Raw genomic sequence first — 24,835 nt, forward strand, 5'->3', positions numbered from 1 at the left:
GTTGATGAGATTAAGAAAACGCTTCAATTAGCGAAGGAATATAGTGAAAACGTCTACTTTGTTTATAAAATCGCTTTGGAAAGTGGTGCGAGATTAAGCGAAATATTGAAAGCGTTATTAAATGATCCTTCACGTGATATTTGCGATAATGGGGGATACCCCCCATTAGGGGTGTCCCCTAATGGTATATGTTATTATCCACTAAATTGGACCCGCGGATATAAAGGCGTTTTCTACATCTTTCACGTAACGCCACTACGACAAATTAACATTACGGAGTCGGCTATACAAGATTTCGAAAAGAGAAGAAGAAACACCGTAAGGATAAAATACGTTAGGAAGTTTGTCGCGTCAAAAATGGCTGAGCTAGGCATATCGTTAGATATTATAGATTTTATCCAGGGTAGGAAACCAACGCGAGTTTTAACACAGCATTACGTTTCACTATTCGGAATTGCGAAAGAGTCGTATAAGAAATACGTTGAGTATCTGAAAGACGTTTTGTACACAAATACATCACTATGATTATAAACAATTGTCAGTAGGCTAAATATACAATAATATTCAACCTTTGAACAAACTTTACTACTTGTGAAAACGTTTTTAATTCTTTAAAGGCAACCCTTTTTTTAGGCGAAACACATTGATTCTAAATGCAGAAAATATAATTGGTCTGACTCTGCTAATAAATAACTCTGGTTCATCTAATGTGTGCTTTTGGCCAGTAAATAGAAATGGCCCTGGTCCCGGTATTGTGTTCTCGCCAGGTTCATGTGTTCTAGCAAATAGTCCTTCATTACCATGGTACATAGCCTATTTGCCAGAAATTTTAATAGGAATAGCCGTAATAGGCGGAATAACTTTCTTAGTATTTAAAGGCAAGCTTAAGTTCCTAAGAAAGGCAAAAGGCTCTTTATAAATCCTCATTCTTTTTCCTCAAGTATACTAAGGGATCCCACGTCTTTTCATGTGACCCCAATTATAACCAAGCTACCCCCGTTTTCTAGCCTAAAAATACGTTATTTTTACGTTTTTATAGCCACAATTTATTGCGATTGATCGCAATAAACCCGTTTGCACTTATTCCTATATAATATTTTAGTAAATCAGATAAATACATTATATCGACTAAAAATCGCGTCACTTCTCCCTTCCTGTTAGAATATACAGCAATAAATCCTTTTTCCGACTTCCGTGCTCTCGATACACGCTTTCACTTCGTGCAAGCAATCCGCCATTACATCATTACTATCATCATATTCTAATCCGTCAAACTTAGCACATATATCGCCTAAATCGCATAATGCGATACTATGCGATATTTTACGAATTCAATAATTTCTCTCTTCCTTCTCTTCATAATTGAATCATCTTCTCTGTTACTTTCTCGCATTCCTCTTTCGTACGACATGGCATTTTTCGTATCTCTTCTTCCGTCATTTCGAAAAGAGTCAACAGTACTTATACCGCTTTCAGTCTCGATAACTTCGTTTACCCTGGTATACGTTTTACCGGGGAGTAAAACATTTTTCTTGGCGGTAAGGATTTTTTGCCGTCTTCTTTCAATTTAACATAAATCACGGCAAAATTTAACGGTTGTCAATAGCTTATAAATGAAAATTGGCAACCGATAATTTAAGATGGTGTTTTAGGGAGTGTCCCCTAAAGAAAAGACGAGATATAAGTATAGTGACGTGATTATACGTGAAAGGAAAGGGTGGTATTATGTCTATAAATTGGAAACGGCAAATGGTAAGGTAAAGGAACATTACGTTGGTCCTTTGGCTGACGTCGTTGAAACTTACGAGAAATTTAGGAGTGGGGGCGTGGGGGTTTCACCCCCACAGCGGACCCGCCGGGATTTGAACCCGGGACCTGCGGCTCCGAAGGCCGCCGCTCCGTCCTGGCTGAGCTACGGGTCCTCACATTCTGCTTAAACTTTTTATACCTAAAATGTTTAACCCATTTCTAAGTACTGTGGCGACTCCCTTTACTAAATGCAATCTTAGCATTCTTTTTCCCATGTCTTGTTCTTGAAGAATTCTTTCTTTATCGTACCAACTGTTGAAAACATCAGATAGTTCTCTTAAGTACGCAACTAAATCCTCTAGCCTTAGATTATCTGCAGAAGTCTTAAACACTTCTGGGAATCTGGAAATAAGCAATAATATTTTTTTCTTTTCTCTAACTATATCACTGAAATCAACATTATTGATGGATAGTGGTTCCGTAGCCTTAGCTAATATGTTCACGGCCCTAGCATATGTGTATTGCAAGTAAGGACCACTGTTCTGGTCGAAATTAGTTATTCTATTTAATTCAAACGATAAAGGTTTATTTGCAGATACTGATAAAATAGCGTATCTAAGTGCAGCGTTTGCTATATCATTAATGTTTTCCATATTGCCACCTTTCTCTTTCAGTTTATTTCTCACTATACTATCTAATTTTTCATATATCTCATCTATTGTTATTATTTTCCCTAATCTACCACTCATCCTTAAGCCCTGGATATTAACCATACCGTATGAATAATGTATTAAATTTTCAGCGAAGGAGGAATAGCCAATTAATTTAAGTGCCCCTCTTAATTGTATCTGAGGAATATATTGCTCCTCAGCGATAACATTTATAACAATATCGGCATTAAACTGATTAAATTTGTATATAGTGTAAGCGATATCTCTTACAGTATATAATGTAGTACCATCGGATCTCATTAATACTAATGGTGGTATCTCTAATCCTTTAGGGATCTTCAATTTTGACCTGGAATCATCATCTAAGAAACTCTCTAAATCTAATGCGGCTACTCCTTTATATGTTATCTTGGCTGGAGACTTTAACAGGCTTTCCAAAACACTATCAACCATGCCACTCCATAAAAGATCACTCTCATAATCAAAGTTATCAAACGTTATGTTAAGCTTTGATAACGTTTCATTAAATCCTTCTAATGCGTAGCGAATATACTTTCTAATGATATTTTTTAACTGATCCTCACCTTCTTCATAATTCTTTATAATCTCACCTATTTTCTTTTCTGGATCTTCTTCGGCGTTTATCGCATCTGCTAATTTGTCAAAAAGCGTTTCATTTCTGCTTCTTAACTCATTTGCTGTTGCTACTAGTTCGTCTAATTTCTTTATTTTCTCCCTATATTCTGACTCTGAGGCTTTCTTTAACTCTTCTCTAAGCTTTCTTATTTCCAATATAACGTTAGTCATGGCATATATTGTGCCTAACCATAAATCCTTCTTTATGTCGGGATCTGGTTCTGGAAAGCCTAAAATCTTCAATCCATATATTAACACTGCAACTTGCCTTCCAGTATCGTTAACGTAAAATCTAATGTTGACTAAATGACCTCTAGCCTTTAAGGCTCTAGCTAGCGCGTCACCTAGTATGGTGTTTCTTAGATGACCTATATGCAATGGATGTATTGGATTAGCACTGGTATGTTCAACTATTATCCTCTTAGGTCTATCTACTTTTTCTAATCCATAATCATCATTTAAATTACTGAAAATTGCTATAAAAAGATTTTTCAAATTCAATCTGGCATTAAGATATATTCCAACTACTTCTATTTTTTCTATTAGATTGCCTTTATATTCTTGTAATGCTTTCGCTTTATCGAACACGTTTCCTCCTTTTACTATTGAAGGCAACGCTATGGATAAATCTCCTAATTCTTCTCTTGGTGGATATGTAATATTTTTAAAGACTTCTTCCTCGCTTAAACTTAGTTGAGTAGCAACGTATTCTGCTAACTCTTTCTTTGCTCTTCCTATTATATCCACATCTCGTTTTATGCCTTATGACTTTTAATATTTACTCATTTAATCATATACTCATGAGAAAAAGAGTGGAAATCCTCATAGTTGAAGACTATAGTGGAAATCCCAAAATTAATGAGCAAGAAATTAAGAGGTCATTAAACCATATAGGAGATGATGTAGTAATAACGAAGCTACATGTCCCTCAATGGACTGAAAATGAAGACGAAAAAGACGTTATAGGAGTTCACGTGATTGTGAGAGAAGTTGCAGAAACATAATGCCTGCCCCTATTACAAGAATGGCTTCTGTACTTCACCCGCTCTAGATAAGCCCACTGACGCGGTAGTTTCCAGTAATAGATGTTTTGGTCAATTCAAAACTTGTAGATACTTCTTAGATGACGGCAGTGAGAACAAAACTGGTTTGGAAAAATTTAATGATAGCAAAACAATAGAGCAAGAAATTAGATTTTATCCAAGAATAAACGTTTTAGAAAACGTTTTAGATAGTTCATGTGAGAATTACCAACTTATAAAAAGTGAAAAAGGGTTCATACCCTACTGCAACGCTATACATAGAGTATTAGTAACACAACAAGCGGTATTATGTAATAAGGAATTTCAAAAGTGCCCCTATAGGACTTTACTCAGTACCTAACTTAACGTATCTCCCATCTTCTAATAAGTTAATCTTACCTTTTTCTACCAGATCTGCTAAGGCTCTCCTTATTTTATCCTCACTCGCAATTCCAGACAGCATGCTATGTAATTCCTTTAAATTCATGGGTTTTTCATTTAGTAAATCTAATAAAATTTGTTTTAATTCGTCTTCATTTGGTGCCGTCATAACTATAACGTCCTTATCTGAGTAAACTACCTTCAATTTACTTTCTACGTTGCCAGAGTTAGAAGTAGACTTTTTCCCTCTTTTTTTAGTTTCACTACTCATGTTTATCACTCACTCACGTTTACCTCGCATTTCTAACTTTTAAACATTATGCGAAATTTTAAAATTCATCTCATTTTTCATTATGCCAACGCGTTATAGCATATGGCAGTAAATATTTCTAATATTAAATAATTAATATTTCTTCATCACATTATCTTACATCATGAATGTATCTTTATATTATACTGTTCAGATTATCATAATTAGGCGACAATGTTGAACCAACCGGACTTCCTTAGACATATAGCGAGTAAAGTTCTATCACCGTTAACAATAGATTCAAAAAGATTAGACGAAGCTAGAAGAATCTTAGGAGAAGCAGAAGTTAAATATAATTTCTCCTCGTATGGGGGAGATCCAAAAAAGTTAATAGACTTCTTATTAAGTCCAGACTTTACGGAACTTAGTCTAATTCTCGGCCCTGATATAACAAAGAAATTACTAATCGCTATTAAAAACAATTATACAGATGAAGAAATAAAAAGAGTTGCAGACAAAATATTGGAAGAAATAAATGGATATACAGAAAATAATGAAGAATTGAACGTAAAAGTCTCAATGAAGAAATAAATGGATATACAGAAAATAATGAAGAATTTTATTTTATATAATAAAAATAATAAAAAATAGTTTAGTCTCCTAAGGATGGTTTAGGAGTTTCTTCTCCTTCTTTACCGCCTTCTCCTTTCCCTTCTTTCTTCTCACTCTTCAATGGAGCTGCTGCTATTAAGTCATCAATCTTCAATATTGCAGTAGCTGCTTCTGTAGCGCTCTTTAAAACTTGAGCCTTAACTCTTATGGGCTCAATCACATTCAGTGCATAAACGTCATCAACCATCTTTCCACTTATAGCGTCAACACCAGCATTTACTAATCCCTTTGCATGTCTAGCTCGCAGATCCATTAGTGCAGATATTGGCTCCATTCCTGCAGTCTCGGCTAGGATCATGGGTATTTCTTCTAATGCATCAGCAAACGCTTCTATTGCCAATTGCTCCTTTCCTCCTACACTTCTAGCATACTCTCTTAGCTTCATTGCTAATTCTAATTCAATTGCACCTCCGCCTGGCAATATTATTGGTTCTAACAATATGTTTCTCAAGGAGTGTAAAGCATCATTTATACTTCTTTCGGCCTCATCTAGAGCCATATCATTTGAACCTCTTAGTAATATGTTCACTGCCTTTGGATTCTTAGCACCCTCTATAAATACCATTTTATCGTTTCCAACCCTTCTCTCCTCAACTAATTCTGCGTACCCTAAATCTTCTGGTGTTGCGTCCTTAATACTACTTATTATCCTAGCACCTAAAGCTTTCTCTAACTTTTCGATGTCACTTCTCTTTACCCTTCTTACAGCTAATATTCCTTTCTTAGCTAGGAAGTGTTGTGCAACATCGTCAATACCCTTCTGGCAAATTACAACGTTAGCTCCTATTGATGCTAACTTGTCAACCATATCCTTTAGGTATTTCGCTTCCTCATCTAAGAAAGCCTTTATCTGCTCTGGTGACGTTATACTTATTTTAGCCGAAATCTCGGGCTTTTCTACCTCTAATGCTGCATCTAATACTGCAATCTTCGCTTTAGTAACTCTTCTAGGCATTCCAGGATGTACAACTTCCTTATCTAGCACTAAACCTTTAACTAACATACTATCCTCTATGCTTCCACCTTTCTTTTTATCTATCTTAATTAGATCTAGGCTTACATTATATCCACCATTAGGTAATGGTTCAGCAACATTAACTATTGCATCTATTACCATATCAATTATCTTATTCAACTCTGCTCCTTCTGCAATAAATTTACTGGACAATGTAGTAAACGCAATCTTCCTTAAGGTGTCTCTAGCTGTTGCAGAATTCAGATCTTTTACATCGATCTTAGTTCCTAATTGTGGAAGTAGTTCTAACGCTTTTGCATAAGCCTTCTTATAACCTTCAATAATTATAGTTGGGTGTACGTTTTGATCTAACAAGTTCTCTGCTTTCTCTAATAACGCGCCAGCTAATACTACTGCACTTGTAGTACCATCACCCACTTCTGCATCTTGTGCCTTTGCAGCTTCCACTAATAACTTAGCAGCAGGATGCTGAATTTCCATATCTTTTACTATAGTCGCACCGTCATTAGTTATGGTCACATCACCAAAGCTGTCAATTAACATCTTATCAAGTCCTTTAGGACCCAGACTAGTCCTTAACATTTCAGCTAATGTCTTTGCGGCAAGTATGTTATTTCTTAACGCGTCTCTACCAGTGGTCCTATTTGTTCCTTCTTTAAATAATAAGACTGGAGCGGCCATACGTCACAACACCGTTCCGTGTGAACATTAGTATCGCTTATATAAAAATTTTTCTATCCTCTTATCTCTGAATAAACTTTTAAGCAAATAGACAACCACTCTGCTCTAAATATGATATGCGAAAGGTGTAATAAAAGAGAAGCAGTAACGGTAGTTGGCGGAAGAAGATTATGTAGCTTATGTGCTAAAGACGAAATAATCAAGAGAGTAAAGAGAGAATTATATCCAAGTAAGATAATAAGTTACCAAGATAAGATAATATTCGCATATCCTTCTTATTTAAAACTTATTTCAGATATTATCAAAAATATACTTATTAGTAAAATTTATAGTAAATTTGATCTAGAGTATTATGAACTACAAATAGAGCCACAAAGTTCTATAACTGATGATATTTGGAATATAATAATCAAATCTAGAGCTTTTGCAGAAAAATATAACATACATAAAATATTTTTACCTTTTACTGCGGATTTCTTAATGGCATATTTACTATATTCCATAATCAACCAAGAATATACTTATATTCAATTAATCGGATTTGAATATAATTTATCAAACACTTCATTTCTAATACCATTTTATAATACGTCATTACAAGAATTACAAGGCTTTTTAATGAATGACGTATATTTTCAAACGAGAGACGAAGTATTTAATGACATTTTATCCTGGGAAAAAGATATGCTAAAGGAAAATTACGAATTATTTCATGCTTTCCATAATTCAAAAAAACTATTTGAAAGAAAAGAATACAGATGCGAAGGATGTGGAGGAATAATTAACTCCCCGGTAAAATACTGTGAAAGATGCTCTCTAGTTTACTCTTCTCATCCCTATTAAGGACAACCTCAAAATATATCTGACCTTGTACGGGCTTAAATTTAGATGGTGGTATAGGACCTTCAAATGTATAGTAGAAAAAACCAGATTTCAGAATTTCGTTAAATCCTTCTTTATCTATCCTCAAATAATCTTGTAAGAGGTTAATCACACCAATAATGTTTTTAAGTTCTTTCATACTTAAAATGTAACCACAAACTTTGCAAGATAAGTCTGGCATTATTGACTCAAATTCGCACTTAGGACATTTAATAGGAGATCTGAGCCCATTGGAAAACATAGACCAAGTTACTCTTAACATATCTATCAGCTCTTTTTTGTTTCGTTTTAAACACTCTTTATAAAGCTTGTCGATTATTGGAATTAAGCCCCCTTTTCCATAAGTTATAATGAATTCTAATTGGTCATCGGTAAGTTTCTCTATATCATACAATCTCAAAATTTTATATGCAATAATCTCCATCAATCTATCTCCCATTGCTTTAAGTCTATTGATAATAGTAGTAACCTTTGGCTTAGTTTTAACTTCACCGACGGCCATTGCAAAGGGATCTCTTATTACTTCTTTCAAATCGTCTCTAGTAAGATTCAAATAAGAAATTCCTAGTGCATTAATAACTTCATCTAGATATTCGTCCAATAGCTTATCTGCATCAACAAATTTTTCAGTTTTTTTAGTAGACGATTTCTTCTTGTTTCCATTATCAGACTTTTTCTCCTTTTTTTCTGTTTCCTCACTCTTCTTCCGTCTTGCCACTCTATTTATTACTAAGAGTCCAAGTTTATATAAAACTTTAAGTCGTTAATGCAAGATCTTGGAAATCCATTGGAAGCATTTTTTTCTTACTAACAATTTCTTGATATTTATTATCTAAGAATGAGATAAATGTTGGGCAAGTTTCGTACTTACCATCACGTTGACATTTTTCTCCTAGTGTCAGAAAGCACTTAGCATTCTTCTTATCATAATATGGGCATAACTTATAATACGTCTTTGCACTCTTTATCATGCGTTCTATCCATTGTTTCTTATGATCCTTTTTTTCTGCTTCTTTCTCAGCCTTCGCTAGCGCCTTATTAATCTCATCTTCTGACATTTTCACTGATTTATTAGTTGACATAATTTTCTACCTCCTACTGGCTATAACTTTTAGTGGAAAGATTAAATAGATTACTACTACTACCATGGTTGTTCTGGAGTGCAGAAGTTTCCAATGTCAAGTTTGTATAATTAAAGATAGTCGAACGGAATTGTTTCTTACTCTTAAAGCGTATAGTTGTAGTATAGAATATAGTGTAGCTTTTGTAACCAGTAACATAGCATACTTGTTTTTTAATACTTTCTTAACAAGAAGAGAGCTTTTCCTTAAGTGATTTTGATAAGCCTATTCGGACTCCCATTTTAGGATCTTGATATACATAAACAAGTCTCTTGATTTGTAAGTCTTTAAGGACTTTAAATAACCATCCTGAATCTGCCTTCAACTCTTCTTGAAGTTGATCTAAGTAGATGTAAGTCGTACCCCACTCTCTATACTTATTTAATAAATATTGTAGTATTTCTTTCTCATCCTCATCAAGTTTTTTCAAGAGATCCTTTATACAATCCATGAAATTTGTGTTTTGTGATTTTTTGCTCATGTTACTAGTTTTTTCCTCAATAAACCACAAAACTTCTTGTCCATTTTTGTCATCTTTTTTCTTAGTTTTGTTTTTCATTGTCTGTTGAACATTTTCATTATCCAAGATTTGCTTAGCTAGTACCAAATACTCTTTAAACTTGGAATTATTGTAAGCCTCAATTATTTCTCTCGCGATATCTTCTCCTTTTCTGCTAAGATGCCATCTTCCTCCATCTTGATAAACTAAGCCTTTTTTTCTCCAGTAACTAAGATAACTGCTTATATATTTGGTTTCATAGCCTAAATTGGTTGCTATCTCAGACGTTCTTAATGGTCTAGCATATAGGAGAAGTAGGATAGCCTCTACCAGTTTAGATCTAGGCGAATCTCTGTTAAGCTTTTCCTCTTCACTTATTTGTTGTAAAATGCTGTCTATGTCATCTCTTCGATGATCTTCGCTCATCTTATCATATTAAGCATTGTAACTTAAAATACAAGCTAAAAATCAGAATGGAATTATTTAGAGGTTTTCCTATTTCAGTAGTACTTATCGCAAGTCTTAACTGCATAGAATTTGTTATATCCAACGATAACATTGTAGACACCAGAAAAAAGGCTATCCAAATTTTCATCTCCTGTGTCTATTCTTAGACAATCAATAGTGTAAAGTTTAGAGAGAGGTGAAACTACTATTAGATTATTTTTATTTATTTTTCTTAAAAATAATGGTCCTAGCTCTAAATTTCCTCTTCCTATTAAGAATCCTTGTTTACCTATTGGTGTGAGTACTACCTTTAACTCCCCAGTTAAATTCAGTAAATCAAAATAGTTTGCATTGGCTCTAATCAGTTTCCTTCCCTTTATAATGTCAATACCCAGAAATGAAGTGTTAATATCCAACTTGCTTTCTATGTACTTCACAGTACTTCCAGGGCCCATAATGTAAAATGAATTATAATCCATGTTATCAAGTATGTAATTTGCTATTTCCTCCAGTTCTTCTTTTTCGTATGCAATCTCCTCTTTACTTGGTGTAAGTAGATTATTACTACTTATCGTTAAGGCAGTATAATATAACCTCACTGTGTACCTTCCGCTTCTATATGCGTCTTCATCGACATCTAGAATCTCTTCTCTTACTATTTTAGCTTCACCATTTAGAAATTTTGATAATAGTATCGCTGCAGCTTCTGGAGTATTAGCGAATACTCCGCTGTGCATTTTTACTCCTGCCGGGACTCCAAGGATAGGTATTTGGGCCTCTTGAAGTCCTTCATAAACGTCTCTAGCTGTTCCATCTCCTCCAACAAATACGATAATATCTACTCCATTTTTTACGAATTCCTTTACAGCAGAAATTGTATCCTCTCTACTAGTTTTTTCTTTTTTTCCAACGTCTATAGTTTCATATTTTAACTTAGTGTTAATAAAATATATTTCGCCCATTTTTGACATTGCTGTTATGTAAAGAGCGTTTTCCGGCGCTTTATTCAGAAATCTTTTAACTCTATTTGGAATCTCTGGGTTTTCCATAAATAAGTTATCGCTTCCCTTCCTTCCAATTCTTCCTCCAGAACCTGCATACGGATTTACTAAAAATCCGATCTTCTTCACCATTCCTTTAGCACCTTAAGGATATAAGCTAGCACTGAATACGCTAAGTGCGCATCGCTAGGTACCAAAAATAGAATAAGATCGTCGGGCTGACAATTGCTGCAATTCTCCTTTATTTCCTCTAGTAAGCCTTTAAGTGACATTTCCTCAGTTTTAGGGGGTATCTCTATTTTTTCTTCCTTAGTATAGACGCATATTAATACCTTCTCTACACCTAATCGTATGATTTCATCTCTTAAACTTAAAATTGGGACTTCTCGTACGATTTCCGCACCCTTTTTTATGACTAACATTATTGAGTCCCAACCTAAGGATTTTAGAACAACATTTTTAATTGAGAACAAATTCTTAAGATGGAAGACTAAACTTTGGCCTTTCTCAGTCAATGTATTTCCTCCTATAGGGTCAGTCTGAATTAAATCCAATTCTCTTAATCTTTTTAATAATGTTTTCATTGAAGCCTCTGATAAACCTATTTTCTTCATTAGTAACATTCTTCCAACTGGTTGAAGCTCACTTATATTTAACAAGGTCATCAAGACGTGACCTTCATCAAATTTAGGCTTATTTCCTTGCCTAGATTCGACGGCTTTGGTAAGTATGATCTGGATATCCATATTTAAATATGTGACAGAAGAGATTAAAATTATGTTTAGAGGAAAAAGTTTGCTTTGTCTGCTCGATTTTGAAGATAATGAAATAGAGAAAATACTAGAAGTATCTTTTATTATGAAAAATTATGTGTATAGCAATAATGTTCCAAAATCACTAGCTGGGAAAAAAGTTGCATTACTTTTTGAAAAGCCTAGTACAAGGACTAGAGTTAGTACTGAATTAGCAGTTTCATTATTAGGAGGTATTCCAATTGTCCTTAATAAGCAAGATTTGCAATGGTCTAGAGGGGAACCAGTAGAGGATACTGCTAGAGTGTTAGGAAGACTCGTTAATGGAATAGGTGCTAGAGTGCTAAGCCATCTAACTTTAATTAAACTAAAGGAATTTTCCGGCGTTCCTGTATTTAATCTGTTAAGTGATCTTTCTCATCCATTACAAGCATTAGCTGACATAATGACAATTAGGGAGAAGTTTGGTGATAATTTTGTTAAAATTGCATTTGTAGGTGATGGTAGTGATAACGTTTTATTAAGCTTAATGACAATTGTTGCTAAATTAGGATTAGAGTTACATATCGCAACTCCAAAAGAACTTAAACCTAAAGAAGATCTTTATAAGGTAATAAACGAGATTGCAGAGGATAATGGTAGCATCATAGAGTTTTATGAGGATCCTTATGAAGCTGTTAGAGGTGTAAACGTAGTATATACTGATGTTTGGGTTAGTATGGGCCAAGAAAATATTGCAGAGCAGAAAAAGAGTTTATTACGGAATTATAGGGTCACTTCAGATCTAATGAAATATACGGCTAAAAATGCAATATTCATGCACTGTTTACCCGCAAATAGAGGGGAGGAAGTCGAATCTGAAGTGATAGATGGACCTAGAAGTGCTGTATGGGATCAAGCTGAGAATAGACTATATACAACAATGGCTGTATTTTCTCTGTTTATTTAAAGAAATCATAGATGGATCTTTGTTTAAGTAAGCTATTTATAGTCCTTAGTTCTAACAAGTTTATTTGCGCTTTTAGCCTTTTGTTTACTTCAGCTATTGCTTCTAATAGACTGTCATATTTTCCTATTTTATTATTCATGGCGTTTCTTACGGTTTCTCTTATGTGCCAATTTCCTACTGGTGCGAAGTATTCCTCAGTTATTTCTCTTACTATTATTATTCCAGCTTGTCTCTTAATTTTCTCTAAATATTCTAGTACTCCTAATCTAGCTGCCATGTAACCTCCATCTAGATACTCATACTTTCCCCAGAAGTTTTCTTTTAACTCAGAGATCGTAAGGTCTTTAGACCATAAGCTTAGTGGATGCCATATCTCTATCCATACTGCGTTAAATTTTGATGGGTAAAGTATTACGTGGAAGTGGTTCCCTAAATACGAAGCATAATAAACTTCTATTTCATTTATCTCACTGTAATTTATTATTCTGTCGTAAAGATATTTGCCGATGGTGCTATCAACCGCGGTTATTGCCCATCTAGTGGGTACAAAACGTCTATTCTTTTTTCTACCTAAAAGTCCAAACGACAATGCGTGTATTATCTTGTAATAGTCTATACTATTCTTATACAATTCCAATACGGCTTCTACGGACTTTATATCGTCAAAAATTAATTTATCAATTTTAGTTGGAATTTTAGGGTTATCCTTTACTTTTATTTCTTCTGCAGTTCCTCCAGGTCCTCTTGGTAAAATTACGCCATCAAACTTCAATTTAGCTTCTAAGGTCTTCAATTTAGCTTCAGAAGTTACTGGAGTATCCGATATTACAGCTAGAGGTATTTCGGTATTATAGTATTCGATAGGTTTTTCGACTCTTACTTTAGTCATACTCGAGACAAGGGATGATCTTAGTTTTATTATATCCCCTAAACTCAACTTTCCCCACCATCCTTTAATATCTTCGTATTTCCTGGCCTCTTCTCCATAAACTGAAGGCGGAATATTTAGTATCAAAGAAACTTTAGGATATCCTTTTTCTCCAACTATAGCACTAGGAGGTGTTGATCCCTCAACGAATTTAATTGATGAACTATCTATTCTCACTTTCTGAAGACTACTAATCATGCCTCTAAATCTCTCCATTATTGGACAAAAAGGTAATCCACAAAGATTTTTATGTCCCTTACATTTGATGCAAAGTTCCGCTGGTATTTTGTGCATTTCTTATTTTCCTCTCAATATACCATTCTAAAATGGAAAATTTAGCTTTAAATGATAATCCGTTGATTATATTTCTTATTTTCCCCTTCCTTAAATTGTCAATGATGTCGTCTAAATTAAACTCCACAACCTCATATAACTCATTATACGCTGAGCCTATAGCTTGAATTACGTGTGCATCACTGTTCGAAACTCCAGCTAAATTTAATTTCAATGAGGCTTCTTTCGCTTTATTATTTGCAGTTCTAGGTGCTTTTGAGTTATAAATCTCTATAAGATCGAATTTGTATTGATAAGTTTTTTCGCCAATTCCTTTTCTAAAAATATCGAAAGGGTGTGAAGGGAATACTATGCATGAATTTTCCTTAGCATAGTCTATTAATTCAGCTAGTTTATTAGGTGGAGATGGTATGAAGCTACATAAGATTACTACATGTCCAAATTCAGTAGTAACTTCTTGACCCGGAATCACTTTTTCCTCTTTAATATGTTTCAAACCTAATGATGTATCATGATCTGTAAGAGCTATGTATAAATTATGTTTTTCTCTAGCATATTTTATTATTTCCTTTGGAAGATATTTTCCATCACTATATCTAGAATGAACATGAAAATCAAAAAACATTATAAGTAACCTAATTCTTTCATAAGTTCTAACGTTAAAATTGTTATGCCAGCGGCTCCACGCACTAAATTGTCTCCTAATGCAATTAAGCGTAGGACATTCCCTTCACGTCTTATTCTCCCTACAGCTACTGACATTCCATTATAGTATTGTAGGTCTCTAACTGGCTGAGGTCTATCTTCATCCTTGAGCACGATAATTGGCTTCTTTGGTGCGGTAGGTAAATTTTTCTTCTGAGGCAGTTCTGAAAATTCTTCTAGTGCTTTCTGTACTTCTTTTTCATCGAAATTATCATCAGTTACTATGTTAATAACACCCATATGCCCTACTTTTACTGGGACTCTAGTAGTCGTTGGATGAATCTCTAGATTAGCATGTTTTATTTTACTGTTCTCTAATTTTCCTAACATCTTATTTATCTCTTTTGGTATTTTATCTTCCTCACCTTTAATCCAAGGAATAACATTTCCCTCTATTGCCATAAATGGTAAGCCACTGTAACCGGCTCCGCTCACTGCTTGCAAGGTAGTTATGTAAATAGCCTTAACTTTAATTAGATTTTCTAAAGGCTTAATTGGCATAGATAAGATAGCTGCAGTACAGTTTGGGTTCTTAACTAATAACCCGCTCCAATTTTTGTTTAATTTTTGATATTTTAATAATTCTAAATGTTCCCAATTTATTTCTGGATTAATTAATGGTACATCTGGATCCATTCTAAATGGTGATGCGTTAGATACAACTATTTTTCCTTGTTTTACTAACTTTAATTCTACATCTTCAGCCAACTCGTTAGGTAATGCAGAGAGAACAACGTCAACGTCTTTATGATCTTCATATTCTGTAGAGACTATGGGTAAATCTGCTATGTTTTCGGGAATATCTTCTGGTTCTATCCATTTTACAGCATCTTTGTATTTTTTGCCTATTTTCTGTGGTGATGCACTTACTTTAACTAGTTCTATGTAAGGATGTTTTGATAGCATCTTTACCATTTTCTGCCCTACCATTCCGGTAGAGCCTAGTAAGGAAACTTTTATCTTATCAACCATTTACGATAACCTCGTGTAGTTCTTTTGCTAATTTTTCTCCTTCTTCCTTATTAACTATAAAGGTCATGCTGACGTTAGATATTCCTCTGGATATTGCTAATGGATCATAAGCTGAAGCTATGGATAGTACCTTAGTTGAAATTTCCCTCTTCTTTATTCCACATCCTACTATTCCTACAATATTAACATCATTTACATCAATATCCTTAACTAGTGTTCCCTTTAATTCCTCTAATTTTGATAATAGTCTATTTGCAGAAAGTGAGTCTACTGCAAGCTGTATAGTAGTTTCGCTTGCTGGTTGAGAGATTGATATTATATTGACCCCAGCCTCCTTTGCCTCATTAGCTATTCTCGCTGCTGAGCCTATTTTTCCTACAATTTTCGTACTTTCTACAGTTACAAGTTTTACATTATCTAGGAGAGATATTCCTTTAAGACCATCAATATTTTCACACTGTCCGTTAATCATGGTAAATCCGTCTTCGTATAATGACTCAACGATCACCTTCATATCACTGCCAAATACTGGATCAAAGGTTCTGGGATGTAATCTTTTTGCTCCCAGCTGTGAAAGTTCTATAGCCTCTTCCAAGGATAGCCTGTTTATCGTTTTAGCATTCTTGAATTTTTTAGGATCTCCAGTCATTATTCCAGGTACTTCAGTGACTAGTCTAACCTCTTTTGAATCAATTAGTTTTCCTAATAATGTTGCAGTATAATCACTACCTCCTCTTCCTAAAGTAGTGTATTTCCCTTCCTTAGTCCTTCCTATAAATCCCGGTAAGACTACTACATTGGCCTTCACGTTTCCTAATATGCTTGAAATTTCCTTTTTGGAATCCTCTTCAATTACATTTGCCTCACTATAATTATCATCAGTTATAAATGGAGGCGTAATTATTCCTTCAGCTTCTATTCCATTACTTCTCAGTATTGCTGAAAGAAGGATAGTTGACATTCTTTCTCCAAATGAAAGTATGTAGTCCTTAACTCTTGGAGTCACTTCATCTAGTACTCTTATTGACCAAGCTACCCTAAATAATTCATCACTTAGCCTAGATAAATCTTTAAATGCATTCTCAAATTCCTTTCCATCGGTAAGCTTTGATAGTAGTTTTATGTGTCTCTCGTATATTTCTGTTACGATATTTGGTGAATTATCGGTGTTTAATGTAGCACTTATTAGATCGTTGGTTACATTTTTAATTGCTGATGTCACTACAAGTATCTTATCTTTTCTTTTAGAGAAATCCTTTATTTTCTTTACAATAAGTTCATAATCCCTTTCATCTTTTTGTATAGAACCACCTATTTTAACTATTAGAACCATTTATCTCACCCAAAATAATTTTTTCTATATGAAGAGGATTAACTAGGATTCTTTTAGCATCAGCTTTAGTCATACTATCTGGGTCTTTTAATGAGTGTCCGGTTAGAATTAAAACTGTCTTTTCATCTTTATCAACAATCTTATCGTTTATCGCCTTAAAGTAACCAGCTAGGGCTGTAGCTGAAGCAGGCTCTGCTCCTATTCCTTCTTTCCTAGCTAAGGTCTTTTGTGCATCTAATATTTCAGAATCCGATACTATTATAGCAGTTCCCCCAGACTCTTTTATTGCTCTTACTGCTTTTTGCCAATTCACTGGTTTACCTATTCGTATTGCAGTAGCTATAGTGTCTGGATTTTCTATGAAATCTGGAGTATCTTTTCCTTTAATTATTGCGCTAGCTATTGGGGACGCTCCTTCTGCTTGAACCCCTATCATTCTAGGTATCCTATCAATGACCCCTACTTTAACTAGTTCATTAAATCCCTTCCATATAGCATATATATTACCTGCATTACCTACTGGTACTATAACGTTATCAGGGACACCAAGCTCTTCTATAATTTCAAACGCTATCGTTTTTTGTCCTTCTAATCTCCATGGGTTGAAGGAGTTTAGCGGATATACTATTTTCAAGTCCTTATATAATTTCATAACAGCATCCATGGCTACATCAAAACTTCCATCGACTTCTAATATTACTGAACCGTAAAGAATAGACTGAGCCAATTTACCTAATGCGACCTTGCCTTTAGGAAGCACGATAAAGCTCTTTATACCAGCTCTTGCGGCGTATGCAGACGCAGAGGCTGCGGTATTCCCAGTAGATGCAGCAATTACGGTTTTGTAATCTAAACTTACTGCAGAGCTAACAGCTACTGTCATACCTCTATCCTTAAAACTACCAGTGGGATTAAGTCCTTCAAACTTAAAGTATAAGTTACCATTTATGTTTGATGATTTTATCAGTGGTGTATTGCCTTCATTTATGCTTACGATACTTTTGTAACTACCCGGTATCAATTCCTTATATCTCCATACTCCTTTTCCTCTTAATTTACTAAAGGAGAAATCTTTTAGTGGTTCTACTATAATTTCCATTAGCCCTCCACATTTTGGGCATAGTATTTGGTGTTGGTCTATGGGCATCTCATATTGACAACTTAAGCACTTCATTACTCCAGTTACCATGTTTCCAACAACAATTCACCAGCTGTTTAAAGTGGTTTATTTTACAAAATATAAGCTTTGTTGAAGTATAATAATCATATGACATTCAAAGACCTTAGGGATTATATAGAATTTATGAAAAGAAAAGGTAAATTAATTGAGATCGATGACGAGGTTAGTGTAGATTTGGAAATAGCTGAAATTACTAGGAGAGCGACCTACGCGCATTTACCTCCCCTTCTATTCAAGAAGATAAGAAATTATGAAAATTGGAAGATCATTTCGAACATTTTTTATTCAATTGAGAGTTTATATGAGATTTTTGGAACAAATAGACTTGAATCAATTTCAGAGAAATTTCTCTCAAGTTTATCCGATATTCCAATTACAATTATTGATAAAATAAAATCACTTAGAGAGATACTAGGGCTTGGTAAAATAATGCCTAAATCAAAATCACCTAGTTTTAAAGAAGAAAAAGAATTAGATTTAACAAAAATTCCCGCAATTAAAACTTGGCCTAAAGATGCAGGAAGATTTCTAACTTTTTCGATAACTATAACGAAAGATCCAGATACTGGAATTCATAATCTTAGCGTTTATAGAATCCAAATTTTAAATCAAAAGGAGGCTTTAGTGCATTGGCAAGCATTTAAAAGAGGTTCCATGACAGCTAAGAAGTATTTAGAGAAAGGAATCACTAAGATGCCAGTAGCAATAGTGACAGGCGTGGATCCTACAATAGTATTTACAGCTGCATCTCCAGTACCTCATGGGCTTGATAAGTATATGTTTGCTGGAATTCTTAGAGGTGAAGGAGTTGATGTAACTGAATTAGATAATCAGTTGTTGGTACCAAGTCATTCAGAAGTAGTTTTGGCTGGTTATGTAGATTTAAACGATACACGACTAGAGGGTCCTTTTGGAGATCATATGGGTTATTATACACCGCCTGACTATTATCCCGTTTTTAAATTAGAAAAAGCTTACATAAGAGAAGATCCCATATTCCATGTAACCTCCGTTGGTAAACCACCTCTTGAAGATGCTTGGATAGGCAAAGGTGTTGAAAGAATTTTCTTACCGTTTGCGAAAATGATTGTCCCAGAATTAGTTGATATGAATTTACCAGAGTATGGTCTATTTACTGGAATAGGAATATTTTCCATTAAGAAGTATTATCCCGGTCAAGCTAAGAGAGTGATGATGTCTTTATGGGGTATGGGTCAGTTAAGTCTTCTAAAAATAATAATTATTGTTGATGATAACGTAAACGTTCATGACATAAATCAAGTCCTATATTCAATTGCAGCGAATGTTGATCCAAAACGTGATATATGGGTAATAGAAAACGTACTTACAGACTCTTTAGATCCTAGTGTCCCATTCCCTCCCTTAGGTAGTAAATTAGGTATAGATGCGACTAGGAAATTAAAAGAGGAAATGGGAAAAGACTGGCCTGAAGAAGTTAGCTCAGATGAAAAAGTAGTAGAGAAGGCTCAACAAATATTAAGTAAAATTATAAAGAGAGGTCAACTCTCCTAACTATCATTTGGTCCTTGTATATTATTGATACTTCGCTAATATCCTCTAATTTTGTTTGTATTTCTATCGTTTGATTTCTTTTTAATTCCTTATCGATTTTTATATTTTCTGTAATTGATTTAAGACCAACCTTATCATCTATCATATTTACTGTAACATGATACCTTAAGATGATTTCTATAATTCTTATCGGATATTCCAAATTACTAGTTATTTTAAGAGTTTTCCCATCATGTCTAATTGTAAATGGTTCCATAGTTAATAATAGATTTCTTTGGGTATTATGTATTGCCGTACTTAAAAGACGTACTATTCCAAGAATTAGATTAGAGCCGAAATGGCCTCAAGCAAAGTAGAAGATTTTGTAAAGAATTGGGGTGGAAAACAAGAGCCAAGTATTGGTGAGAGAATAAAGAATGCTTTCAAACCTCAACAACCATTGAGATATAGATTAGTAATGGCAAATTATAGACTAAGAACAATGATAAGTCGTTTAGATGTGTACATATCAAGATTACAAGAAAGGGACAGGACACTGTTTGAGAAGGTAGTAGAGGCACAGATGTCTAAGGATACAGCTAGGGCTGCGATGTACGCTAATGAGATAGCTGAGATAAGGAAGATCTCTAGGCAATTAATCACTACTCAGATAGCTTTAGAACAAGTACAATTGAGACTAGAAACCATAACTGAGTTAGGTGATGTGTTTAATAGCCTAATACCAGTTTTAGGAGTTATAAAGGAACTAAGAAACGCAATGAAAGGAGTTATGCCAGAGATAAGCTTAGAGTTGGCTGAACTAGAAGAAGGATTACAAGAAGTAGTAATAGAAGCAGGTGACTTTACTGGTGCACCAGTAAGTTACGCAGCTTCAAGCCCAGAGGCAAGAAAGATATTGGAAGAGGCTTCCGTTGTTGCAGAACAGAGAATGAAGGAGAAATTCCCAGAATTACCAAGTTTCGTTACATCAACTCAGAAGTCGTCTAGTACTGAACAGAAATAATATCTATTATATAGATTTTTTACAAAGGTTTAAACGATAAAATAATTTTTTAAGGTTCTATTTAGATAGATATATGGGGAGTTCTATTTGGTTGAAGCTATTAGTAGTGAGGAAGGTCTCATTCTCGATATTACTCAAGTGAGTAAGGATATGATAGAATTGGCTGGTGGTAAGGGTTCTAATCTCGGGGAGTTAGTGAGTTTCGGAATTAGAGTACCTCCAGCTTTTATAATTACTTCTAAAGCTTTTAAATATTTTCTTGAATACAATAATCTTTTTGGGCAAATTAAAGAGATATTAAATAGTGCAAATACATCTGAAGAAGCAAGCGAAAAAATAAAACAATTAATAAAAAATGCGAAAATGCCCGAAAAGTTAGCCTATATGATACTTCGGGCTTATGATGAGTTAAGCAGAAAAGTTGGAAAAGAAATCTTAGTAGCTGTTAGATCTTCTGCTACTGCAGAAGATATTGAGACAGCAAGTTTCGCTGGACAGCAAGATACATATCTTAACGTTACAAGAGACGATCTTCTCGATAGGGTTAAGGATGTTTGGGCCAGTCTCTATAACGCTAGAGCCATAGAGTATAGAAGGAGCAAAGGGATAGACAACCTATCTGTTCTTATAGCGGTTGTAGTACAAAAAATGGTAAATTCTAGATCTGCTGGAGTGATGTTTACTTTACATCCAGTTACAGGTGACGAAAAATACATTATGATAGAGTCCAATTGGGGTTTAGGAGAAAGTGTTGTAAGCGGTAAGGTTACACCAGATGTGATTCTAATAGAGAAATCCACTTTAAAGATCGTCGAAAAAAAAGTTTCTGAAAAAAATATCAAAATTATATATGATAGGCAACTGAAAAAGAACGTAATTGTTAACCTGGATGATAGAGAATCTAAGTCCATGAGTATAACGGATGATGAGGCTATAGAATTAGCTAAACTAGCATTAAAGATTGAAGAGCACTATAAAAGACCCATGGACATCGAATGGGCGATTGATAATGACTTAAGTTTTCCTGAAAATATTTTTATAGTTCAAGCTAGGCCGGAAACTTTCTGGTCTAGTAAAAAGAAAAAAGAAGAAAATAAAACTGAAGCGGAAAAAGCATCTATCACGACTGGTAAAGTTTTAGTTAAGGGGCTTGCAGCTTCTCCGGGAATTGCCTATGGTAAGGCTAAAATAATTATTGATATTAAAGATCCTAAAGTTCATGATTTTCAGAAAGGCGATATTTTAGTTACAAAGATGACAGATCCAGATTGGGTACCATTAATGAAGATAGCGGGTGCAATTGTAACTGATGAAGGTGGAATGACGAGTCATGCTGCAATTGTATCTAGAGAATTAGGGATTCCTGCTGTTGTAGGATGTAGAGAGGCTACGAAAGTTATACAAGATAATCAAGAGATCACAGTAGACGCAATAAGAGGAATCATATATGAGGGTAAAGTGCTACAGGCTGGTGAGTCTAGCGCAACGCAGCCACAAGTAAAAATGGGAGTTCAAGGAATAAGTAGAGAGATCTTGCTAAGCCTTTATCCAGTAACTGCGACTAAGATTTACATGAATTTAGGTGAGCCAGATGTCATAGATAAATATCTAGATCTTCCCTTTGATGGTATAGGACTTATGAGAATTGAATTCATAGTAAGCGAGTGGATAAGATATCATCCATTGTATTTAATAAAAATGGGAAATCCGGAATTATTTGTAGATAAGTTAGCTGAAGGTATAGCTAAAGTAGCTAGTGCAATATATCCTAGACCAGTTGTTGTAAGATTTTCAGATTTCAAAACTAACGAGTATAAAAAATTAATTGGCGGAGAAGAATTTGAACCAGAAGAAAGAAATCCAATGATAGGCTGGAGAGGAGTTTCTAGATATGTCAGCAAAGAGTATGAGCCAGCCTTTAGGTTGGAAGTTAAGGCTATACGTAAGGTTAGAGAGGAAATGGGACTTAAGAACGTTTGGGTTATGTTTCCCTTTGTTAGAACTACATGGGAACTCGAAAAGGCTATAAGAATAATGGAAGAAGAAGGACTAAGGAGGAGCTCAGATTTTAGAGTTTGGATAATGGCTGAGGTTCCATCAGTTATCGTTCTTGCTGAAGAGTTTTCAAAGATAGTTGATGGTTTTAGTATAGGTAGTAATGATCTAGCACAATTAACATTAGGCGTTGATAGGGACTCAGAATTGCTAGCAAGAATGGGATATTATGATGAGAGAGATCCTGCAGTTTTAGAATCTATAAGAAGGTTAATAAAAGCCGCACATAAATACAATAAGACCGTATCAATATGTGGCCAAGCCCCTAGCGTATATCCAGAAGTGGTTGAATATCTAGTCAAAGCCGGTATAGATAGTATTAGTGTGAATCCAGATGCTGTAATTAATGTTAGAAGGCAAGTCGCATCTATTGAACAGCAAATCATACTAAAATCTCTTAATGGTAAAAAAGATAGAAATAAATAATTTCTCTAAATATTATTTTTATATATTTTTCGCTTATGACAATCTTTGCATATTCTTCTTGCTCCATCAAAATATGCAGTACAATTTTCACAAATAATTTTACCACATATTTCGCAAGAACCTATTGATAAATGTTCCTCACATAACTTACATAAACTCATTTCACATACTTTACATATTTTTCTATACTGTATGTAATCTTCATGGCATACTTGCCTTCCACATATAGTACATTTAAAAAATGAAATGTTTTCTTCGCAAATTTCACATCTCAATGAATTCTTTAAACCATCTATAGGCTTCATCATCGTCTTTAGCCTGAATTGGGGGGTGCTTAAAATAGAACGCTGATACTTTCTCAAGTGGACCACCTATTTTCTTGTCTAAAGCGACCTTCACTGCTCTTATAACATCTATTAAAACTGCAGCACAATTAGCCTTATCGTCGACTTCTAAAGAGGCTTCAACTTTTATTGGCATTCCCGCGAACGCGCTTCCTTTTACATAGATATACGCTACTTTTGTATTTCCCAAGAATGGTATATAATCACTGGGTCCTATTCTTATTTTTCCCTCACTTTTTATAACTTCCCCATTATCTAGAGTGCTAGTCACAGCTTCTGTTTTACTTATTCTCTTTGATACTAATCTTTCCTCTGTTTTCATATTTAAAAAGTCAGTATTTCCGCCAACATTTAATTGATAAGTTTCTTCTACTTTCACTCCTCTTAATCTAAAGAGTGAGGTTATTGCTCTGTGAAATATCGTCGCACCTAATTGACTCTTGACGTCATCGCCGGCTAATGGTAAGTTTTTCTCTTTGAATTTTTTAGGGAAGTACCCGGTGGGATCGCTAGCTATAAATACAGGTATTGCATTTATAAACGCGGTTCCACTCATTAAGGATGCATTTGCATATGCTTTTGTGGCATTTTCGCTTCCAACTGGCAGTAAATTAACCAGTATTTCAGCTCTACTGCTCTTTAACTCATCTAATATTTTCTCAACAGTACCATCATAGGTGGGATTAAACACATTAACCATATGTGAAGCTACACCATCAAGAACGGGTCCTGCTACTACCCTAATACCTTTCTTCTCTATATTAACTATTTTTGGGGTTATATTTGGGGGTTCAAATATTGCCTCTGAAATATCCTTTCCTACCTTATTACGTGAAACGTCAAAAGCAGCTACAATTTCTATATCGGTAATTTTGTACCCTCCAATAATTGGGGTAATCAATCCTTCATAATAATCATCGCCTTTTAATTTGTAATATTCTATCCCTTGAATTAACATAGACGCACAGTTGCCTAATCCAGCTATTGCTACTCTAATCATCAACTTTAAGTTAAATAACTAGATAAAATATGTTGTGATGAAAGGGAAAAATCGGACTCGTGAAGAAGTGGAGCGACACTGAGGTGAGTCAAATGTTAAAGCGAGTCTATATCCGTATATATGGTGTAGTTCAAGGTGTAGGTTTTCGAAAATTTGTTCAAATTCACGCAATAAGATTAGGAATAAAGGGTTATGCAAGGAATTTGCCTGATGGATCTGTAGAAGTCGTTGCAGAAGGTCATGAGGAGGCTTTAAGTAAGTTATTAGAATATGTTAGAAGAGGTCCACCTGCTGCTGAAGTAGAAAAAGTTGATTATTCTTTCAGTGAATATAAGGGGGAGTTTAAGGAATTTGAGACTTACTAAAAGTTTAT

The 24,835-nt window shown here is 34.6% G+C and carries 26 protein-coding genes, 1 tRNA gene and 1 pseudogene; 12 read left to right on the forward strand and 16 right to left on the reverse strand.

What is annotated here, in order from left to right; all coding sequences use genetic code 11:
• Positions 1-9 precede the first annotated feature (9 nt).
• The 3 genes and pseudogenes from V6M85_RS14165 to V6M85_RS00190 all read left to right on the forward strand — a co-directional run.
• Entirely contained in the window at positions 10-525 is a 516-nt protein-coding gene (locus tag V6M85_RS14165) for an integrase (protein ID WP_422398147.1), read from the forward strand.
• Positions 526-643: 118 nt separating this feature from the next.
• Positions 644-919 carry a hypothetical protein gene (locus tag V6M85_RS00185; RefSeq protein WP_338601470.1) on the forward strand — a complete coding sequence of 92 codons (276 nt, stop codon included), beginning with the start codon at positions 644-646 and terminating at the stop codon, positions 917-919.
• Positions 920-1,694: 775 nt separating this feature from the next.
• Positions 1,695-1,817 (forward strand): annotated as a pseudogene (locus tag V6M85_RS00190) (putative integrase); the annotation flags it as partial.
• 30 nt (positions 1,818-1,847) lie between these two features.
• On the opposite strand, the gene V6M85_RS00195 reads toward V6M85_RS00190, so the two are convergent.
• Both V6M85_RS00195 and V6M85_RS00200 read right to left on the reverse strand, forming a co-directional pair.
• A tRNA-Arg gene (locus V6M85_RS00195) sits at positions 1,848-1,922 on the reverse strand.
• Positions 1,923-3,803 (reverse strand): arginine--tRNA ligase, encoded by a 1,881-nt coding sequence (locus tag V6M85_RS00200; RefSeq protein WP_338601472.1) that lies wholly within the window; start codon positions 3,801-3,803, stop codon positions 1,923-1,925.
• 53 nt (positions 3,804-3,856) lie between these two features.
• On the opposite strand from V6M85_RS00200, the gene V6M85_RS00205 reads away from it, so the two are divergent.
• Together V6M85_RS00205 and V6M85_RS00210 are read left to right on the forward strand one after the other, a co-directional pair.
• On the forward strand, positions 3,857-4,060 hold the full coding sequence (locus V6M85_RS00205) for a hypothetical protein (RefSeq protein ID WP_338601474.1): 204 nt from the start codon (positions 3,857-3,859) through the stop codon (positions 4,058-4,060).
• A complete protein-coding gene (locus tag V6M85_RS00210; protein WP_338601477.1) occupies positions 4,047-4,439 on the forward strand; it encodes a hypothetical protein in 393 nt (130 codons plus the stop codon). Before V6M85_RS00205 ends, V6M85_RS00210 begins: the two co-directional genes overlap by 14 nt.
• Here V6M85_RS00210 and V6M85_RS00215 read toward each other — a convergent pair.
• Positions 4,425-4,730, reverse strand: coding sequence for a hypothetical protein (locus V6M85_RS00215; protein ID WP_338601480.1), 306 nt, complete (start codon positions 4,728-4,730; stop codon positions 4,425-4,427). The genes V6M85_RS00210 and V6M85_RS00215 overlap by 15 nt on opposite strands.
• Positions 4,731-4,943: 213 nt before the next feature.
• Between V6M85_RS00215 and V6M85_RS00220 the strand changes: the two genes are divergently transcribed.
• The gene (locus V6M85_RS00220; protein ID WP_338601483.1) at positions 4,944-5,300 is read left to right on the forward strand and encodes a hypothetical protein; all 357 of its coding nucleotides are present in this window, start codon (positions 4,944-4,946) and stop codon (positions 5,298-5,300) included.
• Between the two features lie 61 nt (positions 5,301-5,361).
• Here the strand turns inward: V6M85_RS00220 and thsA are convergent, their stop codons facing one another.
• A complete protein-coding gene (gene thsA, locus V6M85_RS00225; protein WP_338601485.1) occupies positions 5,362-7,038 on the reverse strand; it encodes a thermosome subunit alpha in 1,677 nt (558 codons plus the stop codon).
• Positions 7,039-7,149: 111 nt separating this feature from the next.
• Between thsA and V6M85_RS00230 the strand changes: the two genes are divergently transcribed.
• On the forward strand, positions 7,150-7,881 hold the full coding sequence (locus tag V6M85_RS00230; protein WP_338601488.1) for a hypothetical protein: 732 nt from the start codon (positions 7,150-7,152) through the stop codon (positions 7,879-7,881).
• On the opposite strand, the gene V6M85_RS00235 is transcribed toward V6M85_RS00230, so the two are convergent.
• The 5 genes from V6M85_RS00235 to V6M85_RS00255 form a co-directional block, all read right to left on the reverse strand.
• The gene (locus V6M85_RS00235) at positions 7,820-8,638 is read right to left on the reverse strand and encodes a hypothetical protein (protein ID WP_338601491.1); all 819 of its coding nucleotides are present in this window, start codon (positions 8,636-8,638) and stop codon (positions 7,820-7,822) included. The genes V6M85_RS00230 and V6M85_RS00235 overlap by 62 nt on opposite strands.
• Positions 8,639-8,675: 37 nt before the next feature.
• Positions 8,676-9,002 (reverse strand): hypothetical protein, encoded by a 327-nt coding sequence (locus tag V6M85_RS00240; protein WP_338601493.1) that lies wholly within the window; start codon positions 9,000-9,002, stop codon positions 8,676-8,678.
• Positions 9,003-9,225: 223 nt separating this feature from the next.
• Positions 9,226-9,966, reverse strand: a complete 741-nt coding sequence (locus tag V6M85_RS00245; protein ID WP_338601495.1) for a replication initiator protein WhiP — start codon at positions 9,964-9,966, stop codon at positions 9,226-9,228.
• 74 nt (positions 9,967-10,040) lie between these two features.
• The gene (locus V6M85_RS00250; protein WP_338601498.1) at positions 10,041-11,120 is read right to left on the reverse strand and encodes an ATP-NAD kinase family protein; all 1,080 of its coding nucleotides are present in this window, start codon (positions 11,118-11,120) and stop codon (positions 10,041-10,043) included.
• Positions 11,114-11,734, reverse strand: coding sequence for a DUF4443 domain-containing protein (locus V6M85_RS00255; protein WP_338601501.1), 621 nt, complete (start codon positions 11,732-11,734; stop codon positions 11,114-11,116). Before V6M85_RS00255 ends, V6M85_RS00250 begins: the two co-directional genes overlap by 7 nt.
• A gap of 31 nt (positions 11,735-11,765) precedes the next feature.
• On the opposite strand from V6M85_RS00255, the gene argF reads away from it, so the two are divergent.
• On the forward strand, positions 11,766-12,689 hold the full coding sequence (gene argF / locus V6M85_RS00260; protein WP_338601504.1) for an ornithine carbamoyltransferase: 924 nt from the start codon (positions 11,766-11,768) through the stop codon (positions 12,687-12,689).
• Here the strand turns inward: argF and V6M85_RS00265 are convergent.
• The 5 genes from V6M85_RS00265 to thrC are packed head-to-tail and all read right to left on the reverse strand — an operon-like array spanning position 12,682 to position 18,095.
• Complete coding sequence (locus tag V6M85_RS00265) at positions 12,682-13,911, reverse strand: Nre family DNA repair protein (protein WP_338601506.1); 1,230 nt, start codon at positions 13,909-13,911, stop codon at positions 12,682-12,684. The two genes, argF and V6M85_RS00265, sit on opposite strands and share 8 nt — an antisense overlap.
• The gene (locus tag V6M85_RS00270; RefSeq protein ID WP_338601508.1) at positions 13,874-14,536 is read right to left on the reverse strand and encodes a PHP domain-containing protein; all 663 of its coding nucleotides are present in this window, start codon (positions 14,534-14,536) and stop codon (positions 13,874-13,876) included. The genes V6M85_RS00265 and V6M85_RS00270 overlap by 38 nt, the downstream gene beginning before the upstream one ends.
• The gene (gene asd / locus V6M85_RS00275; protein WP_338601509.1) at positions 14,536-15,588 is read right to left on the reverse strand and encodes an aspartate-semialdehyde dehydrogenase; all 1,053 of its coding nucleotides are present in this window, start codon (positions 15,586-15,588) and stop codon (positions 14,536-14,538) included. The genes V6M85_RS00270 and asd overlap by 1 nt, the downstream gene beginning before the upstream one ends.
• Positions 15,581-16,921 (reverse strand): aspartate kinase, encoded by a 1,341-nt coding sequence (locus V6M85_RS00280; RefSeq protein WP_338601511.1) that lies wholly within the window; start codon positions 16,919-16,921, stop codon positions 15,581-15,583. The genes asd and V6M85_RS00280 overlap by 8 nt, the downstream gene beginning before the upstream one ends.
• On the reverse strand, positions 16,905-18,095 hold the full coding sequence (gene thrC / locus V6M85_RS00285) for a threonine synthase (RefSeq protein WP_338601514.1): 1,191 nt from the start codon (positions 18,093-18,095) through the stop codon (positions 16,905-16,907). Before thrC ends, V6M85_RS00280 begins: the two co-directional genes overlap by 17 nt.
• Before the next feature lie 93 nt (positions 18,096-18,188).
• On the opposite strand from thrC, the gene V6M85_RS00290 reads away from it, so the two are divergent.
• Positions 18,189-19,634 carry a UbiD family decarboxylase gene (locus tag V6M85_RS00290; RefSeq protein ID WP_338601516.1) on the forward strand — a complete coding sequence of 482 codons (1,446 nt, stop codon included), beginning with the start codon at positions 18,189-18,191 and terminating at the stop codon, positions 19,632-19,634.
• On the opposite strand, the gene V6M85_RS00295 is transcribed toward V6M85_RS00290, so the two are convergent.
• On the reverse strand, positions 19,609-19,890 hold the full coding sequence (locus V6M85_RS00295) for a hypothetical protein (protein WP_338601519.1): 282 nt from the start codon (positions 19,888-19,890) through the stop codon (positions 19,609-19,611). The two genes, V6M85_RS00290 and V6M85_RS00295, sit on opposite strands and share 26 nt — an antisense overlap.
• 81 nt (positions 19,891-19,971) lie before the next feature.
• On the opposite strand from V6M85_RS00295, the gene cdvB1/B2 reads away from it, so the two are divergent.
• Both cdvB1/B2 and ppsA read left to right on the forward strand, forming a co-directional pair.
• A complete protein-coding gene (gene cdvB1/B2, locus V6M85_RS00300) occupies positions 19,972-20,637 on the forward strand; it encodes a cell division protein CdvB1/B2 (protein ID WP_338601522.1) in 666 nt (221 codons plus the stop codon).
• Between the two features lie 87 nt (positions 20,638-20,724).
• Complete coding sequence (gene ppsA, locus V6M85_RS00305; RefSeq protein ID WP_338601524.1) at positions 20,725-23,118, forward strand: pyruvate, water dikinase; 2,394 nt, start codon at positions 20,725-20,727, stop codon at positions 23,116-23,118.
• Positions 23,119-23,382: 264 nt separating this feature from the next.
• Here ppsA and V6M85_RS00310 read toward each other — a convergent pair whose 3' ends face one another.
• Entirely contained in the window at positions 23,383-24,462 is a 1,080-nt protein-coding gene (locus V6M85_RS00310) for an inositol-3-phosphate synthase (RefSeq protein ID WP_338601526.1), read from the reverse strand.
• 92 nt (positions 24,463-24,554) lie between these two features.
• Between V6M85_RS00310 and V6M85_RS00315 the strand changes: the two genes are divergently transcribed.
• Positions 24,555-24,827: an acylphosphatase gene (locus V6M85_RS00315; RefSeq protein WP_338601527.1), complete on the forward strand. Its 273-nt coding sequence runs from the start codon at positions 24,555-24,557 to the stop codon at positions 24,825-24,827.
• Positions 24,828-24,835: the final 8 nt, after the last annotated feature.

It is taken from the genome of Sulfolobus tengchongensis, from assembly GCF_036967215.1.
Lineage (GTDB): Archaea > Thermoproteota > Thermoprotei_A > Sulfolobales > Sulfolobaceae > Saccharolobus > Saccharolobus tengchongensis_A.

Bases quoted from the DNA above. Each gene is read 5' to 3' on its own strand.
- V6M85_RS00270 (WP_338601508.1), bottom strand. From the start codon at position 14,536: ATGTTTTTTGATTTTCATGTTCATTCTAGATATAGTGATGGAAAATAT.
- V6M85_RS00230 (WP_338601488.1), top strand. From the start codon at position 7,150: ATGATATGCGAAAGGTGTAATAAAAGAGAAGCAGTAACGGTAGTTGGC.
- cdvB1/B2 (WP_338601522.1), top strand. From the start codon at position 19,972: ATGGCCTCAAGCAAAGTAGAAGATTTTGTAAAGAATTGGGGTGGAAAA.
- V6M85_RS00315 (WP_338601527.1), top strand. From the start codon at position 24,555: ATGTTAAAGCGAGTCTATATCCGTATATATGGTGTAGTTCAAGGTGTA.
- V6M85_RS00245 (WP_338601495.1), bottom strand. From the start codon at position 9,966: ATGAGCGAAGATCATCGAAGAGATGACATAGACAGCATTTTACAACAA.
- thsA (WP_338601485.1), bottom strand. From the start codon at position 7,038: ATGGCCGCTCCAGTCTTATTATTTAAAGAAGGAACAAATAGGACCACT.
- V6M85_RS00280 (WP_338601511.1), bottom strand. From the start codon at position 16,921: ATGGTTCTAATAGTTAAAATAGGTGGTTCTATACAAAAAGATGAAAGG.
- V6M85_RS00250 (WP_338601498.1), bottom strand. From the start codon at position 11,120: ATGGTGAAGAAGATCGGATTTTTAGTAAATCCGTATGCAGGTTCTGGA.
- V6M85_RS00310 (WP_338601526.1), bottom strand. From the start codon at position 24,462: ATGATTAGAGTAGCAATAGCTGGATTAGGCAACTGTGCGTCTATGTTA.
- V6M85_RS00240 (WP_338601493.1), bottom strand. From the start codon at position 9,002: ATGTCAACTAATAAATCAGTGAAAATGTCAGAAGATGAGATTAATAAG.
- asd (WP_338601509.1), bottom strand. From the start codon at position 15,588: ATGGTTGATAAGATAAAAGTTTCCTTACTAGGCTCTACCGGAATGGTA.
- thrC (WP_338601514.1), bottom strand. From the start codon at position 18,095: ATGAAGTGCTTAAGTTGTCAATATGAGATGCCCATAGACCAACACCAA.
- V6M85_RS00220 (WP_338601483.1), top strand. From the start codon at position 4,944: ATGTTGAACCAACCGGACTTCCTTAGACATATAGCGAGTAAAGTTCTA.
- V6M85_RS00295 (WP_338601519.1), bottom strand. From the start codon at position 19,890: ATGGAACCATTTACAATTAGACATGATGGGAAAACTCTTAAAATAACT.
- argF (WP_338601504.1), top strand. From the start codon at position 11,766: ATGTTTAGAGGAAAAAGTTTGCTTTGTCTGCTCGATTTTGAAGATAAT.
- V6M85_RS00215 (WP_338601480.1), bottom strand. From the start codon at position 4,730: ATGAGTAGTGAAACTAAAAAAAGAGGGAAAAAGTCTACTTCTAACTCT.
- V6M85_RS00205 (WP_338601474.1), top strand. From the start codon at position 3,857: ATGAGAAAAAGAGTGGAAATCCTCATAGTTGAAGACTATAGTGGAAAT.
- V6M85_RS00265 (WP_338601506.1), bottom strand. From the start codon at position 13,911: ATGCACAAAATACCAGCGGAACTTTGCATCAAATGTAAGGGACATAAA.
- V6M85_RS00255 (WP_338601501.1), bottom strand. From the start codon at position 11,734: ATGGATATCCAGATCATACTTACCAAAGCCGTCGAATCTAGGCAAGGA.
- V6M85_RS00290 (WP_338601516.1), top strand. From the start codon at position 18,189: ATGACATTCAAAGACCTTAGGGATTATATAGAATTTATGAAAAGAAAA.